Source organism: Inquilinus limosus MP06 (assembly GCF_000767795.1).
Lineage (GTDB): Bacteria > Pseudomonadota > Alphaproteobacteria > DSM-16000 > Inquilinaceae > Inquilinus > Inquilinus limosus_E.
This window is the reverse complement of sequence record NZ_JANX01000001.1, coordinates 1-15,263: the sequence shown is the minus strand read 5'-3', so window position 1 is coordinate 15,263 and position 15,263 is coordinate 1. Positions and strand designations below refer to the sequence as shown.

General features: G+C 68.6%; 12 protein-coding genes and 1 other RNA gene. 5 read left to right on the top strand and 8 right to left on the bottom strand.

The genetic code is table 11. The features are described from left to right. The first annotated feature begins 6 nt into the window (after positions 1 to 6). The gene (locus P409_RS00060) at positions 7 to 1,281 is read left to right on the top strand and encodes a hydroxyacid-oxoacid transhydrogenase (RefSeq protein WP_034830343.1); all 1,275 of its coding nucleotides are present in this window, start codon (positions 7 to 9) and stop codon (positions 1,279 to 1,281) included. Positions 1,282 to 1,335: 54 nt separating this feature from the next. On the opposite strand, the gene ald is transcribed toward P409_RS00060, so the two are convergent. Together ald and rpsU are read right to left on the bottom strand one after the other, a co-directional pair. Beyond that, positions 1,336 to 2,457: an alanine dehydrogenase gene (gene ald / locus P409_RS00055; RefSeq protein ID WP_034830339.1), complete on the bottom strand. Its 1,122-nt coding sequence runs from the start codon at positions 2,455 to 2,457 to the stop codon at positions 1,336 to 1,338. A gap of 199 nt (positions 2,458 to 2,656) precedes the next feature. Then, positions 2,657 to 2,860 (bottom strand): 30S ribosomal protein S21, encoded by a 204-nt coding sequence (gene rpsU / locus P409_RS00050; protein ID WP_026873525.1) that lies wholly within the window; start codon positions 2,858 to 2,860, stop codon positions 2,657 to 2,659. A 136-nt stretch (positions 2,861 to 2,996) separates the two neighbouring features. Between rpsU and def the strand changes: the two genes are divergently transcribed. Beyond that, a complete protein-coding gene (gene def, locus P409_RS00045) occupies positions 2,997 to 3,530 on the top strand; it encodes a peptide deformylase (RefSeq protein WP_034830335.1) in 534 nt (177 codons plus the stop codon). Between the two features lie 11 nt (positions 3,531 to 3,541). Then, on the top strand, positions 3,542 to 4,234 hold the full coding sequence (locus P409_RS00040; RefSeq protein WP_052119842.1) for a COQ9 family protein: 693 nt from the start codon (positions 3,542 to 3,544) through the stop codon (positions 4,232 to 4,234). A gap of 326 nt (positions 4,235 to 4,560) precedes the next feature. On the opposite strand, the gene P409_RS00035 is transcribed toward P409_RS00040, so the two are convergent. From P409_RS00035 to P409_RS00030, 3 genes are all read right to left on the bottom strand, one after another. Then, on the bottom strand, positions 4,561 to 5,022 hold the full coding sequence (locus tag P409_RS00035; RefSeq protein WP_238578558.1) for an SspB family protein: 462 nt from the start codon (positions 5,020 to 5,022) through the stop codon (positions 4,561 to 4,563). Positions 5,023 to 5,135: 113 nt separating this feature from the next. Then, positions 5,136 to 5,486, bottom strand: a transfer-messenger RNA (tmRNA) gene (gene ssrA / locus P409_RS36755). Positions 5,487 to 5,505: 19 nt separating this feature from the next. Continuing rightward, the gene (locus P409_RS00030; protein ID WP_052119841.1) at positions 5,506 to 8,052 is read right to left on the bottom strand and encodes a S8 family serine peptidase; all 2,547 of its coding nucleotides are present in this window, start codon (positions 8,050 to 8,052) and stop codon (positions 5,506 to 5,508) included. 191 nt (positions 8,053 to 8,243) lie between these two features. Here P409_RS00030 and thyX point away from each other — a divergent pair, with 191 nt between their 5' ends. Beyond that, positions 8,244 to 9,185: an FAD-dependent thymidylate synthase gene (thyX, locus tag P409_RS00025; RefSeq protein WP_034830333.1), complete on the top strand. Its 942-nt coding sequence runs from the start codon at positions 8,244 to 8,246 to the stop codon at positions 9,183 to 9,185. A gap of 96 nt (positions 9,186 to 9,281) precedes the next feature. Here the strand turns inward: thyX and P409_RS00020 are convergent, their stop codons facing one another. Next, positions 9,282 to 9,971, bottom strand: coding sequence for a LysM peptidoglycan-binding domain-containing protein (locus tag P409_RS00020; RefSeq protein WP_034830331.1), 690 nt, complete (start codon positions 9,969 to 9,971; stop codon positions 9,282 to 9,284). Between the two features lie 212 nt (positions 9,972 to 10,183). Here P409_RS00020 and P409_RS00015 point away from each other — a divergent pair, with 212 nt between their 5' ends. Then, entirely contained in the window at positions 10,184 to 13,903 is a 3,720-nt protein-coding gene (locus tag P409_RS00015; RefSeq protein ID WP_034830329.1) for a hypothetical protein, read from the top strand. Between the two features lie 40 nt (positions 13,904 to 13,943). Here the strand turns inward: P409_RS00015 and P409_RS00010 are convergent, their stop codons facing one another. Beyond that, the gene (locus tag P409_RS00010) at positions 13,944 to 14,276 is read right to left on the bottom strand and encodes a hypothetical protein (protein WP_034830326.1); all 333 of its coding nucleotides are present in this window, start codon (positions 14,274 to 14,276) and stop codon (positions 13,944 to 13,946) included. Positions 14,277 to 14,376: 100 nt separating this feature from the next. Then, positions 14,377 to 15,177: an iron-sulfur cluster carrier protein ApbC gene (gene apbC / locus P409_RS00005; protein WP_193366466.1), complete on the bottom strand. Its 801-nt coding sequence runs from the start codon at positions 15,175 to 15,177 to the stop codon at positions 14,377 to 14,379. Between the last annotated feature and the right edge of the window lie 86 nt (positions 15,178 to 15,263).

Sequence of the window (15,263 nt, the reverse complement as noted above, 5' to 3'; positions counted from 1 at the left end):
GCGGGCGTGACCGAATCCCTCGAAAGCATCTTCACCATCGAGGCGGCGCCGCTGAAGTTCGGCGCCGGCGCGGTCGAGGAGCTGGGGTGGGAGCTGAAGCGCCTCGGCGTCTCCCGCGTCCTGCTCGTCGCCGACCCGGCGCTGCACGACTTCAAGCTGGTCGATCGGGTGATCGGCATCATCCAGCGCGCCGGCATCGGCGTGACCCGGTTCGAGCGCATCGCGGTCGAGCCGACCCTGGAGTCGCTGGAACTGGCGGCCGAGGTCGCGCTGGCGGCGGAGGTCGACGGCTTCGTCGCGCTGGGCGGCGGGTCGACCATCGACACCGCCAAGGTCGCCAACCTGATCAAGCGCCATGGCGGCGCGATCATGGACTATGTCAACGCGCCGATCGGCGGCGGGCGCAAGCCGCCGGGACCGCTGTTCCCGCTGGTGGCGGTGCCGACCACCTCGGGCTCGGGGTCGGAGGCGACGACGGTCGCCATCCTCGACATCCCCGACCTCAAGCTGAAGACCGGCATCTCGCACCGGTACATCCGCCCCAGCCTGGCGCTGGTGGACCCGGAGCTGGCGCGCACCACCCCGGCCGGCGTCACCGCCTCGGCCGGGCTCGACGTCGTCTGCCACGCGGTCGAATCCTACATCTCCAAGCCCTTCGATGCGCGGCCGCGCCCGGCCACGCCGGACGACCGGCCGCCCTACCAGGGCAGCAACCCGGTGGCCGACCTGTGGTCGCTGCGGGCGATCGAGTTCGGCGGCCGCTATCTGACCCGGGCGGTGGCCAGCGGCGATGACCTGGAGGCGCGCGGCACGATGATGCTGGGCGCGACCATGGCCGGGATCGGCTTCGGCACCGCCGGGGTCCACATCCCGCACGCCTGCGCCTATCCGATCGCCGGGCTGAAGCATGTGTTCCACGCCGAGGGCTACAGCCGCGACCACGCCTTCGTGCCGCATGGCTATTCGGTGATCGTGACCTCGCCGGCGGCGTTCCGCTTCACCTTCGATTCGGCGCCGGAGAAGCACATCCGGGCGGCGGAACTGCTGGCCGGCCGTCGGGTCGAGGATCCTGGGCCGGACAGCCTGCCCAAAGCGCTGATCGCGCTGATGCGGGAGGTCGGGGCGCCCAGCGGCATCGCCGCGCTGGGCTATGGCGAGGCCGACATCCCGGCCCTGGTCGAGGGGGCGTTGAAGCAGCAGCGGCTGCTGGTCGGCGCGCCCAAGCCGGTCGGGCCGGCCGATCTGGAGCGGATCCTGCGGGAGTCGCTGGCGAACTGGTGAAAAGAAGAGGCCGCCGGATCGCTCCGGCGGCCCTGGTTCATGCATGGCGCCGGCTCAGGCCGCTCGCAGCACCACCTCGGTCGGCACGTAGTTCAGGCCCAGCGCCTCGGCCACCGGCTTGTTGGTGACCTGGCCGGAATGCACGTTCAGCCCCTCGCGCAGATGCGGGTCGTCCAGGCAGGCGCGGCGGTAGCCCTTGTCGGCCAGCGCCAGGGCGAAGGGCAGGGTGGCGTTGTTCAGCGCGAAGGTCGAGGTCCGCGCCACGCCGCCCGGCATGTTGGCGACGCAGTAATGCACCACGCCGTCGACCACATAGGTCGGGTTGTCATGGGTGGTCGGCTTCGACGTCTCGAAGCAGCCGCCCTGGTCGATGGCGACATCGACCACCACCGAGCCGGGCTTCATCTTCGCGATCATCGCGCGAGTCACCAACCGCGGCGCCGCGGCGCCCGGCACCAGCACCGCCCCGATCACCAGGTCGGCGCCGGTGACATGCTCCTCGATCGCGTCGACGGTCGAGTAGATGGTGTTCAGCTCGGCGCCGAACTGCAGGTCCAGCTCCTTCAGCCGCTGCAGCGACTTGTCGATTACCGTGACATGGGCCTCGAGGCCCATCGCCATGCGCGCCGCGTTGGTGCCGACCACGCCGCCGCCGAGGACGACGACCTTGGCCGCCGGCACGCCGGGCACGCCGCCCAGCAGCATGCCGCGGCCGCCCTGGATCTTCTCCAGGCAATGGGCGCCGCACTGGATCGACATCCGGCCGGCGACCTCGCTCATCGGGGCCAGCAGCGGCAGGCCGCCGCGGGCGTCGGTCACCGTCTCATAGGCGATGGCGACGGCGCCGGACTTCATCAGCAGCTCGGTCTGGCGCGGATCGGGTGCGAGATGCAGATAGGTGAACAGCACCTGGCCGCGGCGCAGCATGCGGCACTCGTCGGGCTGCGGCTCCTTGACCTTCACCACCATCTCGGCGCGGTCGAAGATCTCCTGGGCGGAGGCCACAATCTCCGCCCCCGCCGCGCGGTAGCGGTCGTCGCCGAAATCGATCCCGGCGCCGGCATTGGTCTGGACGATGACGCTGTGACCGTGATGGACCAGCTCGCGGACGGAGCTCGGGGTCAGGCCGACACGGTACTCGTGGGTTTTGATTTCCTTCGGCACGCCGATGAGCATGTTTCCCCCGGGTTTCGTTGCCGGCGGCCGCCCTGCGGGCGGCGCCTTACCCGATTCCTACATCAGCCGTGCGGGGAATGACATCACTCGTCGGTGCCGGGGCCGCCCTGCCATGGCACGGAACGACAAAACCGCCGCGAGGCGGGGCCTCCGGCGGTTATCCGGTCAGTCATCCGCGGCGGGCCGCGGACGGGCGTCGTCAGAAGCCTTCGCGCTCGAGCCGCTTGCGCAGCATCTTGCGGGCACGGCGCACGGCCTCGGCCTGCTCGCGGGCCCGCTTCTCCGACGGCTTCTCATAGTTGCGACGAAGCTTCATCTCCCGGAAGATGCCCTCGCGCTGCATCTTCTTCTTCAGCGCCCGCAGCGCCTGATCGACGTTGTTGTCGCGGACATGGACCTGCACGTTCGGTCAAAGCTCCTTTCACCGCCGGAACGATTGCCGGCACAGGGGTTTGTCAGGGTGTGTCTTGTATCATGTCACTTTTTTCTTGCCAAGCCGGGGTAATTCAGGGCCGGCCGTTTTGCCAGGAGACAAGGCTTTGACTCTGTTGAAGATCACCGGCATGGGGCACCCTGTGCTGCGCCATATCGCCGAGCCGGTGACGGACCCGCTCGACCCGGAGATCGCACGGCTGGCCGCCGACATGATCGAGACGATGCGGGACGCGCCGGGCATCGGCCTCGCCGCGCCACAGGTCTATCGGCCACTGCGGCTGATCGTGTTCGAGGTGCCGCCCGGCCGGCAGGAGGAGGGCGAACCGCCGGCGCCAGAGGGCCCCACCGTGCTGATCAATCCGGAGATCGTGCCACTGGGCGACGACACAGCGCTGGGGCTCGAAGGCTGCCTGTCGATCCCGGGCTTCCGCGGCCTGGTGCCGCGCTGGCGCCGGATCGCTTATCGCGGCCTCGGCCTCGATGGCGAGGTGATCGAGCGCGAGGCCGAGGGGCTGCACGCCCGCGTGGTGCAGCACGAGGTCGACCATCTCGACGGCGTGCTGTATCTCGACCGGCTGCGCGACCTGGCCGACCTGGCGCTCGACGCCGAGGCCCGCCATCTCGCCGACCGAGCCTGAAGGGACGCATCATGACCGACCCGACACCGAACGATCGAACCCCTGGTGACCTGGCGGGCGAGCGCGACGCGCTGCTGCTGGCAGTCCTGCCGCATGTCGCCTTCGACGGCTGGACCCGGCAGGCCCTGCGGCTCGGCGCCGAGGATGCCGGATTCGGCCTCGACGAGGCGGCCATCCTGTTCCCCGGCGGAATCGCGGCGCTGGCGGACCATCTCCACGACTGGGCCGATCGGGCGATGCTCGATCGGTTGGCGGAGGAGGGCGAGGCTTTCGACGGGCTGCGGGTGCGCGAGAAGATCGCGCGGGCGGTGACCGTGCGGCTGGGCCTGCTGGCGCCCTACCGCGACGCGGTCCGGCGCGACCTGTCGCGGCGGGCGCTGCGGCCGCTGTCGCGGCGCGGGCTGCAGCAGCTGCACCGCACCGTCGACGCGATGTGGCGGGCGGCAGGCGACCGGTCGACCGACATCAACTACTACACCAAGCGAGGGCTGCTGGCCGGGGTCTACGCCTCGACCCTGCTGGTCTGGCTCGACGACCGGTCGGAGGGGCAGGAGGCGACGCAAGCCTTCCTCGAGCGCCGTATCGGCGAGGTGCTGGCCTTCGGCCGCCAGATCTCCGGGCTGAAGCGGCTGGGCGACCTGGCCGAGGCGCCGTTCCGGCTGGCCGCCCGGCTGCGCGAGGGGCGCGGGGCGACGGCCGGATAGGTCCGGGACGGCTTGTATCACCGGCTTGACCCGGCGATTCAGGCCCCACCGAGCAGCATCGGGAATTCCTGGATACCCGGGTCAGGACCACGGCTGTACGGTTCAGACAGAATCGCAATCGAAGCGCGCGGATCTTTATTGTCATCCTCGGGCTTGGCCCGAGGATCCAGGGGTGGCCAGAGCGGTTCTTGGTGGCCCCTGGGTTGCCGGGTCAAGCCCGGCAATGACAACAAAAGGTGAGAACAGGGCCTCCATCCACAGCCTCGACGGCTTGACCGGACGGCAGTGAGTCAAGACCGGGCATCGAGGTTTGCCGGGTATCGCGGCTACTTCTTGCGGAACGCGTCCAGCGCCACGACCTTGGCGCCATCGGCCGGTGCGGCCTCGGCCGCGATCTTGGCGTCGGCTTCGGCCGGTTCCTCCGCCGCCTCGGCGGCGTCGTCTTCCTCTTCCACCCCCTCCTTCGCGGACTGGAACTGCAGGGCGAAGTTGACCGACGGGTCGGCGAAGGTGGTGATCGCGGCCAGCGGAATCACCAGGCGCTCGGTCTTGCTGGAGAAGCTGAGCGAGACCGAGAAGCGGTCCTCGCACACCTCCAGCCCGAAGAACTGGTGCTGCAGGACGATCGTCATCTCCTGCGGGTATTTCTGCCGCAGATAGTCCGGAATCGTGACCCCTCGATGATTGGTCACGAAGGTCAGGTAGAAGTGGTGGTCACCCGGCAGCCCCTTCTCGGCCACCTGGGCCAAGGCTTCCCTGACCACGCCCCGCAGGGCGGATTCGACCATGCGGTCGTATCGGAGTTCGTCGTCCATCCGATCACACTAGACCGGGGCCGGCGGGTTGAAAAGGGAGACACGCGGCGCCCGGCCGCCCAAGTCCGACATTCCAAGGGGGAGGAAGCGGGGCGTTCTGTTGCTGGGTGCCCCTGACCCCACCTCGACGGGGCTAACCGCCGAGGGATTGAGAGAGGACGCTTAGCTGCTTACGCAGCCGCGCGAACCTCAGCAAAGTTGTCGTTGGCAACTATTGCTATGGCCCGATAACGGCGGAACCATGCCGGACGAAAACCTTCCCTTTACTACACGCGTCGATCCTATTTCGCCCCCGCGCTCCGTCCACGACCGGAGATTTGGTGGAGGCGCCGGGTACCGCCCCCGGGTCCGCAGCGTCTATTCCAAAAGGCGTTTATCGTCATAGTCGGTTGCCCGACACTCCTAAGATAGGGGCTCGGCGGCGCGGATGGAAGGGTCGAAACCGTCATCGGCCCGTCACAGAACGAAATCGGCGGCGACCAGCGCGATCGTGCCGGTCAGGCGGACGTGGAAGTCCGTGATGCCGTCGCCGTTGATGTCGCCGCCGATGATGGTCTCGCCGTCGAACTGGGCGAAGCGCAGCTCGCCAGCGTGATGGGTATAGAGGCTGACACCGATGAAGCTGAAGGCCTGGCTGCCGGCGACGGTGCTGGCGGCGTCGATCGGCGACAGGTCGATCCGGTCGCCCTGGGCGTGGCTGAAATCGGTGATCCGGTCGGAACTGGCGCCGACCACGCTGTCCCCCGGAATCGAGAACACAAACCGGTCGGCGCCGGCGCCGCCGGTCAGCACATCCTTGCCCCCGAGGCCGTTCAGGATATTGACGCCGCTGTTGCCGATCAGGGTGTCGGCGCCCTTCGAGCCATTGAGATTCTCGATGCCGGAATAGGTATCGCCCTGGGCGTCGCCGCCGCTGCCCGTGCCGGTGGCGAGGTTGGCGACAATGCCGATCGAGCTGGAGTAATAGCTGGCGGTGTCGCTGCCGACATCGCCTTGCAGCACGTCGCCCCCGGCGCCGCCACGCAGGATGTCATCGCCGGCGAGGCCGTTCAGGGTGTTGGCGCCGCCGTTGCCGGTCAGGGAGTCGGCGCCCATCGAGCCGTTGATGTTCTCGATGCCGGAATAGGTGTCGCCCTGGGCGTCGCCGCCGCTGCCGGCGCCGCCGGCCAGGCTGACCGTGACGCCGATCGCGCTGTAATAGTAGCTGACCAGGTCCTTGCCGATGCCGCCGTCCAGCACATCGGCGCCGGCGCCGCCACGAAGCACGTCGTCGCCGCGGCCGCCGGTCAGGTGGTTGACGCCGGCGCCGCCGGTGAGCTGGTCGTTGCCGTCGCCCGTGATCGCATTCTCGATCGCCGTGCCGGCGGCGAAGGCGATGGCGCGGCCGGCGATGGTGGCGGTCCCGGCGAGGAGATCGATCACGGCGTTGCCGGTCAGCGCCGCCCCGTTGATCGTGTCCACTCCGCCGGCATCGGCCAGGGTGCGGCGTGCGGCGTCGGCGCCGACGGTGGTGAACTCGTCGGTATAGACATAGGTGTCGTTGGCGCTGGCGGCATCGCCGTAGAGGCGCAGGCTCCAGGAGTTCAGCACCCCGACATCGCCGCTGACCAGGTCGCGCAGCGTCAGCGACCATACGCCTTGGCCGGATTCGCCCCAATCCTGCACGGTGCTGAAGGTGAAGGCGATGTTGTCCTGACTCGATCCGTCGACGGCGGTCTCGCTCAGCCCCGGCCGGTTGACGAGGACGCTGTCGGTGCCGTCCGGCGAGGTCAGGACGATCTGCAGGTCGCCGATCCAGGTGTGGCTGAGGTTCAGCGTCACCTCGACCCGGTCGATCTCGATCCCGGTGGCGATTGTCAGGCTGGTGGTCACGCCGGTCGCATTGCCATCGGGAATGGCGAGGCCGGGCGAGCCGGAAGCGGAGACGCTGGTCTCGTTGGCGCTGGTGCGGGCCGAACCGCCCCAGCTCTCGGCCAGGCGCACCGCGGCATGGGCGTCGACCAGGCCGAAGCCGATGTCGTGATTGACCGTCAGCCCGCCGCCGTTCCAGTTGGTCGCGCCGTTGGTCTGGTCGGTGGTCGCGCCCGAAGCGGCGGAGCGGGCGGTGTAGGCCAGGATCTCCTGCACGTCGCGCCAGCCGAGATGCGGGTTGGCCTCGAGCATCAGGGCGACGACGCCGGACACCATCGGCGTCGCGGCCGAGGTGCCGTTGAAGCTGGTGGTGTAGTCCCCCGCGGCATAGCCGCTGCCGCCGACCCGGTCGGTGGTCACGATGGTGCCGGCGCTCGGGCTGCCCGGCGCGCCGATCAGGATCGAGGCGCCCGGCGTCGAGTAGTCGGAGATAGTGCCGTCCTGGTTGGTGGCGCCGACGGTGATGGTCCAGCGATTGTTCTGGAAGCTGTGCAGGTTGGTGTCGTCGCCGTAGGCATAGGTGTTGCCGGCGGCCTGGACGATGATCGTGCCCAGCCCGCCGCGCCCGTTGGCCGCCGCGTTGAGGGTGGCCGCCCGGGCCGCGGCCCAGCCGGACTCGGCGAAGTTGTCGAGGAAGGCCGAGTTGGGGTCGTCGAAGAAGGTATTGCCGAAGCCCCAGCTGTTGTTGAGCACGTCGGCATGGGTCGCGGCATAGTTGCGCGCGTTCACCACCGCGGTCTGCAGCGTACTGAAGAACAGCGGGTCGTAGTAGGACTGCAGCGTCGCGCCATAGGCGACGCCGACCACGCCCGTGCCGTTGCGCTCGGCGGCGATGATGCCGGCCACGGCGGTGCCGTGGTTGTCGTCGGCCGTCACCGGCGCGCCGCCGGAGCCGCCGGTCGAGGCGTTGAAGCTGTGGGCGCTGTCGATGTTGTCGTTCAGGTCGGAATGGCTGAAGTCGATGCCCTGGTCGTGCACCGCGACGACGACGCCGGCGCCGGTGTACTCGTCCCAGATATTGCCGAGATGGATGCCCCACGGGCCGGTCAGATGCCACTGCTGGGCATAAAGCGGATCTGTCGGAGCCGGCATGACGAAATATCCTGCAATGGAAATGCGGAAGCATGAACTTAGCAGGGAAAGATGGCTGTTCCACGACGCAATTGTCTTAAAAGCTTGCGGCGTTGGTAGCCGTAAACCCAGCCGTTGGCCATACCAACCCTTGGTCCCGGAACCGGTCGGGGCTACACTATCTGGAGATTCTCCGACAGAAACCTGGCCTCATGACGATCACCGCCGACCAGCGCGCCGAGCTGGACCAGATCCGCTCCGCCACCTTCACCACCCGCCGCGCCACGGTGCCGGCGCTGGAGGAGATCCTGTTCGAGCCGCTGCCCGTGCTCGACCACGGCTTCGTGCGGGTGATCGACTACATGGGCGACGACTCGGCGGTGGTGCAGGCGGCCCGGGTCTCCTACGGCCGCGGCACCAAGAAGGTGTCGGAAGATGAGGGGCTGATCCGCTACCTGATGCGGCACTGGCACACCACGCCCTTCGAGATGTGCGAGATCAAGTACCACGTGAAGCTGCCGATCTTCGTGGCCCGGCAGTGGATCCGGCACCGCACCGCCAATGTGAACGAGTACTCCGCCCGCTACTCGATCCTCGACCGGGAGTTCTACCTGCCGGCGCCGGAGCATCTGGCGGCCCAGTCGAGCAAGAACCGCCAGGGCCGCGACGCGGTGCTGGAGGGCGAGGAGGCGTCGCGGGTCCTCGACCTGCTGCGCGAGGATGCCGGACGCTGCTGGCGCGACTATGCCTGGATGCTGAACGAGGAGATCGACGGCGCCGGGCCGGTCGACCCTTCTCGCCAGGGCCTGGCGCGCGAGCTGGCGCGGATGAACCTGACGCTCAACACCTACACCCAGTGGTACTGGAAGACCGACCTGCACAACCTCATGAATTTCCTGAGGCTGCGGGCCGATGCCCATGCGCAGTACGAGATCCGGGCCTATGCCGATGTAATGGTGGAGTCGATGGAACGCTGGGTGCCGCTGGCGGCCCGGGCGTTCCGCGACTACCGCATGAACGCCGCGACGATCTCGGCGCCCGGCCTCACCGTGCTGCGCCGCATGCTGGCGGGCGAGGCGGTGGCCCAGCCGGACAGCGGCCTCAGCCCGCGCGAATGGCGAGAGCTGATGGCGGTGCTGGGCCGGGAGGCCTGATCCGGCCGGAGCGGGAGCAACGGGCGGCGCCCAGCCAGGTCGCCGGGTCACTTCGGCCGGCCCGGGCTACGCTCCCTGGCCGCCTGGCCGGCGGAATCAACCCACTTTCAATCCGCGCTCCTGCGCGGCCTTGGTGACGTCGTTCTTGATGGCGTCGGCGTTGTCGGGCCATTTCTGGGCGAGCAGCTGATCGACCATCTGCTGCTGCGCCCCCTTGTCGTTGCCCAGGGAGCCGAGGACGTTGTCGATCACCAGGGTGCGCGTATAGGCCGTGTCCTCGGTGAAATCCTTGTAGCCGATCAGGTCGAAGGCGCCCTGGATGAAGTCGTCGCCCGAAAGCGAGTTCAGATAGGTCTTGATATCGCCGTTGACCGCGTCCCATTTCTGGCCGGCGGTGCCGGAATCGGCATTTGCGGCCTCGTTGGAACGGGATTCGATGCTCTGGGCGAAGGCGTCCCGGCCCTTGGGGCCCAGGGCCGCAGCGGCTTCGGGAGTGGGCGCCGGCGCGACCACGACCTCGCCGATGTCGATCAGGTCGTCGTCCTTGAAGCGGTTGAAGTCGACCATCTCGCCCCAGGGGCTGCCGATCTGCTGCGCCATCGACCACTGCGAATCGCCCTTCTCGGCGACCATGAACCGCAGGTTCGACGCGTCGGTGATGCCGTTCCGCTGCATGGCCTGCTTGACGGCGGCCGCCCACTGCGCCTGGTCGGCGGTAGGCACATAGGTCGTGACGCCGTTCTCGACCTTGACCATGCGTCCGTCCTTGTCGACCTCGATCGCCATTCCGGCCTCCGTCCTTTCCATCCGGGGGCGGCACCATAGGCGACAGACCTCTCCGGAAAGATGACGGTTCAGTGAAGATCTCAATCGTTTAGGAGTTGTGGGAATAAAATCTCATAAACAGCGCTCCGTCCTCTTTGTCATACAAATGAAATAACGCCGTCACGCAATGTCCCTAGGTTTACCGACCGGTCAACGAAGGGCGGCGGGACGTCATGCTGAAGCCGATCGAGCGCAACTCACGTCCGGTCAATCCGGTCCGGCCCGGCACCGATCCCGACTTCCAGGCGGCCGTCCGCCGGGCCCTGGCCGCCCGCGCCGCGGCGGAGGGGCGCCCGCCCGAATCGCATGGCTATGAGACGGCGGGCGAGGTGCGCCCCGGCGACGCGCTCGAGCGTCTTGTCGGGCCCGACGGCGTCGCCAACAACGGCCAGTTCCAGGACCCGAACACCATCTATCCCGGCGAGATCTATTTCCAGCAGGGGCCGTCGCCGGTCAGCGCCCAGACGGAATCGGTGATCGACACGGCGCTCGCCTATGACCGCGAGCACGACCCGAATTCGGCCGACAGCCAGCGCAACTGGGATGCGGTGCAGTCGGCGATCGCCGGCGAGCTGCGCCAGACCGTCCATCTCGATGCCGACGGCAAGCTCGACCTCACCGCCGACCAGCAGGCGAAGCTGCAGGCGCTCAACAGCTGGGCCGTCGGCACCGACCGGCTGTCGCAGGAGACGCAGCAGGCGCTGACCCAGGTCGATGGCGAGGTGCAGAAGCAGTCGCGGGACAAGGCGCTCGACCAGACGATCAGCGCGCTGCAGGGCAATCTCGATCAGGTCAAGCACAAGCTCGATGACCAGAGCTTCGTCCGCAAGGGCTGGGGCTGGATCACGCCGGGCAAGAGCGCGGGCGAGAAGTTCGAGGACTTCCTCCAGGACAAGCTCGACGACGTGAAGGAGCTGAAGGCCAACGACACCGGACTGCCGGACGCGCAGTACCAGCAGAAGCTGACCGCCGTCCTCGGCAACTTCGACCAGGAGTTCCAGGACCATGCCAAGGACATGGAGGACAGCGACAAGACCTGGGATACGATCGGCGAGGTCGGCCGGGTCGTCGCCGCGACGACCGTCGGCATCATCACCACGGCGGCGACCGGCGGCAACGTCGTGGCCGGCTTCGCCGCGGGATTCGGCACCTATCAGCTGATCGACACCGTCGGCGACGTCAGCGCCGTGGTTCAGGGCAAGGACATGTATGCCGACGGCCACACCTCGCTGATCGGCTTCGGCATGGACGCGGTCAACCTCGACGGCGACAAGGGCGACGGCTGGGGCGTCAGCTGGGACCATACCAAGGCGGTGCTGAAGGACACCGCGATCGACGCGGTGTCGTCGATCAGCACCGCCGGGGCGACCACCGCCGGCCTGAAGGTCAGCGCTGCCGTGACCTCCCGCCTCGCCGGCACGGCACTGCCGGCGCTGGGCACGCGGGTCGTGGCCACATCGGCCGCGGGCACCGTCGGGCAGGTGGTGAACGGCACCGGCCAGCTCGCCACCGACGCCACGCGGCTGGCCTTCGACAACAAGCTGTTCACCGCCGAGGGCGGGCAGCAGATGCTGCACTCCGCCAAGGCTCAGGGCATCTACCTGGCCACGGCCCCCGTCACCGGCGCGGTCTCGGGCGCCATCCCGGTGCAGCGGCTGGTCAGCTCGGCCTCGGCCGGAACCACCCAGGCGACGCAGCGGGCGACCCAGCAGGGTGCGTCGCAGGCGACCACGGCATCGGCGGGCGACGTGACCCGGCTCTCGCGGCTCGGGGTGACCGCGCAGTTCGGCAACGACATGGTCAGCAATCTCGGCGGCGCCGAGCTGGTGGCGCAGCTGACCGAAGGCCGTCACATGAACCGCGACGAGGCGATCTCGGCGGCGATGGGGGCGGTGCCGGGCACCGCCCAGAACCTCGCCCTGCACCCGCAGATGATGCAGCGGGTCGCCGACCGGCGCGACATGCTGCAGGCCAATGGCGGGATGCGGGGCAAGGACACGATCCCGAGCCTGTGGGGCTGGCAGGGCAAGATCCCGGAGTTCCGCCTGGGTGCCCAGATCCGGATCCTCGGCAATCCGGATCCGGTCACCAGCCTGGTCGACGGCGCCCCGAAGGGCGGCCAGCCGACCCTGGCGTCCTTCGGCGGGGCCGTCAGCACCAAGATGAACATCAGGGCGATGGGCCAGTCCGTCATCGACAGCTTGGTGATGGGGTCGACCAAGCCGCTGCGGCTGACGCTGGGCAAGGAGCTGACGGTATCGCAGCGGCCGCGCGAATACCGCAACGTCACGGGGAAGGAGGCCGGGCTGCTGCCCGCCTCCGACCAGACGGTCTTCCAGATCAAGGGGTCGACCGTGGTGGGGAAGGGCCACGACCTCGTGCTCGGGACCGACCCCGCCGAGGTGAAGGCCGATTTCATGCCGACGGTGCAGAAGGTGCGCGACGTCGGTGCGCCGCGGGACGAGAACGGCGAGGTGCTGCCCGGCACGGTGATGGAGCTGAGCTGGAGCGGCATGCTGCCGGACGCCCAGCGGGTCACGCTCCACCCGGGCGAGATGGACCTGTTCGGCACCGTCGCCGGTCAGGACGCTCCCCTCGGCGCCTTCGTCACGCTGCCGCAGGACATGACCTTCACCAAGCTGATGGAGGAGCAGAAGGTCGGCCTGCGGCCTCGCGCCTGGACCAATTTCATCCCGGTGCTGAACAAGATCTGGCGCGTCGGCGGCGAGCGGCGGCCGGAGGACAACATCACCATCACCATCCCGAAGGGCACCAAGGTCTCCGAGCAGGCCTGGGACAACATGAGGGGCACCTATGAGAGGGTGTCGATGCGGACCCGCATCGTGGTGGACGACGCGACCAGGCAGCTGCTGCTGGACTCCGAGCCGGATCTCGCGACCGTTCACGACCTGGTCGGGGACGGGAAGATCGACCCTGCCCGTGCGGTGTCCTACGTGCCCGGCCGGAAGAGCGGCATGCGCCTTTCGGCCGTCACCGGCAAATACGCCGAGCAGCACGTCGACCTGCTGACCGGCAGGGAATACACGTGGCATCCCGATGCGGCCAATGCCGACTTCATCTTCAACGACCGCTTCCCGACCGGGAGCATTCCCGGCCTGCCGGACAGCGTGCCCAATCCCGACCAGGCGGTCTCCAACGCCGCATACCGGGCGCGGAAGGCAGCGAATAACGGGTTGCCGGATCCCGTGACGGGCATCCTGCCGAAATCGCTGAGCGGGGACGAGGGCATGACGCCGCTGGCGCGCGGGGTGCCGTCCAAGCTGAACATGTACCGGCGGTTCACCGGCCCGAACGCCTCCTTCGTGGCGGAGGCGACGCGATACACGGGGTCGTTCAAGCTGCAGACCGCGTTGAGCTCTCTGAAGACGGTCGTCCCCTGGCTGCAGCGGATCATCCCCTTCGACCTGTCGCTGGAGTTCCGCGGCCAGGTCAAGATCGACCCCCCCGGCGTGTCGAAGCAGACGCCGCGCGGCGTCTCCAGCGCGGTGCGGAAGAGCGAGACGACCGTCCAGACCTATACCGCGGCCGACGGGTCGGTGAAGCAGTTGCCGGTCCCGGGCTGGCTCGACACCTTCCTGACATGGTCGGAGCAGGGTCAGGGCGTGCTGTTCCCCGAGGGCGGCGTCCACGCGATGAAGCAGTATCTGAAGGATCTGCACGGCCTGCCGACGACGCGGCAGCAGCAGGAGGCCCTCGTCGATTTCCGGCGGAACGTGCTGCCGAAGCTCGGCAACGAGACCCTGACGACACCGGAGACGGCCCGGGCGATTCGCGATTTCCTCGAGGGGCAGGCCAAGCCGGTCCGCGTGTCGGCGTCGGGCACGCCGATGCCGTTGTGGACCCAGGCGAACCAGGCCGGCGGCACGCCCTGACCGGCCGCCCGGTCAACCGGAGCCGGTCACCCGTGATCGATCAGTCCAGGTCGATCACGGGGCGGCTGCACAGGTTGAGGCTCCAGTATTCGGCCTCGGCGCCGTCATTCTGGCGCACCTTGACGTCGAAGTAGCAGCCGCCGCGCAGGTCCTCGGTCGGAATCCGGGCGGAGGCGCCGGGCGCCAGCGGCGAGACGCGCAGCCGGTTGTAGCCCCAGGAGCTCTCGAAATCGGGCGAGACGCGCAGATCCTCGATCGCGGCGCTGCGCCGATTCTGGATCTCGACCGAATCCGGCAAGGCCTGGGCCAACGCCGCCGCCGGCACCCCGGCAGCGGCCGCGGCGAGGACCGCGATCCGGCAGAAACGTCGCATTACTCTCCCACTCCGAGGGCTGGCACCGGGCCTTCTCCCGGTGCCGCAATCGCGCTCGTTATCGGATCGATTTGTGGCGAGGTGGTGACGTCGTGACCGGTCACTCGATCACGATCCGGGGGGCGGCCGGGCCGGCGCCGGAGCGCAGCTTGTCCCACACCCGGGCGGCGATGCCGCGATAGGCCTCAGCATGCGCGCTGTCCGGCGCCGAGACCACGATCGGCTGCCCGGAATCCGAGGTCTCGCGGATGGCGATGTCGAGCGGGATCTCGCCCAGGAAGTCGCAGCCCAGCTTCTCCGCCTCGGCCCGCGCGCCGCCATGGCTGAAGATGTCGGTGCGGTGGCCGCAGTTCGGGCAGCAGAAATAGCTCATATTCTCGATAATCCCGAGCACCGGGACATCGACCTTGCGGAACATGTTCAGGCCCTTGCGGGCATCCAGCAGGGCGATGTCCTGCGGCGTCGACACGATCACGGCGCCGGCCAGCGGCACCTGCTGCGCCATGGTCAGCTGGGCGTCGCCGGTGCCCGGCGGCATGTCGACCACCAGCACGTCGAGCTGGCCCCAGTTGACGTCGCGCAGCATCTGCGACAGCGCCGATTGCACCATCGGGCCGCGCCAGATCATCGGCGTCTCCTCGTCGATCAGGAAGCCGATCGACATCACCTTCAGGCCGTAATTCTCCTTCGGATCCAGGCTCTTGCCGTCGGGCGAGCTGGGCTTGCCGGTGATGCCGGTCATCCGCGGCATCGACGGGCCGTAGATGTCGGCGTCGAGCAGCCCGACCTTGAGGCCGTTGGCCGCGAGGCCGAGGGCGAGGTTGACCGCGGTGGTCGACTTGCCGACGCCGCCTTTGCCCGAGGCGACGGCGATGATCGAGCCGATGCCGGTCACCGGCAGCTTGCGGCTTTGTGCCCCACCCGGGGCGGCGGCCCGGGGCGCAGCGGCCGGTGCGGCGGCAGGGGCCGAAGAACCGGCGCCGCGAT

What these genes read in the sequence shown, in the direction of transcription:
- ald (WP_034830339.1), bottom strand. Translation starts at nt 2,457, where the DNA reads ATGCTCATCGGCGTGCCGAAGGAAATCAAAACCCACGAGTACCGTGTC.
- P409_RS00040 (WP_052119842.1), top strand. Translation starts at nt 3,542, where the DNA reads ATGACCGACCCGACACCGAACGATCGAACCCCTGGTGACCTGGCGGGC.
- P409_RS00035 (WP_238578558.1), bottom strand. Translation starts at nt 5,022, where the DNA reads ATGGTCGAATCCGCCCTGCGGGGCGTGGTCAGGGAAGCCTTGGCCCAG.
- P409_RS00030 (WP_052119841.1), bottom strand. Translation starts at nt 8,052, where the DNA reads ATGCCGGCTCCGACAGATCCGCTTTATGCCCAGCAGTGGCATCTGACC.
- thyX (WP_034830333.1), top strand. Translation starts at nt 8,244, where the DNA reads ATGACGATCACCGCCGACCAGCGCGCCGAGCTGGACCAGATCCGCTCC.
- P409_RS00020 (WP_034830331.1), bottom strand. Translation starts at nt 9,971, where the DNA reads ATGGCGATCGAGGTCGACAAGGACGGACGCATGGTCAAGGTCGAGAAC.
- P409_RS00015 (WP_034830329.1), top strand. Translation starts at nt 10,184, where the DNA reads ATGCTGAAGCCGATCGAGCGCAACTCACGTCCGGTCAATCCGGTCCGG.
- P409_RS00010 (WP_034830326.1), bottom strand. Translation starts at nt 14,276, where the DNA reads ATGCGACGTTTCTGCCGGATCGCGGTCCTCGCCGCGGCCGCTGCCGGG.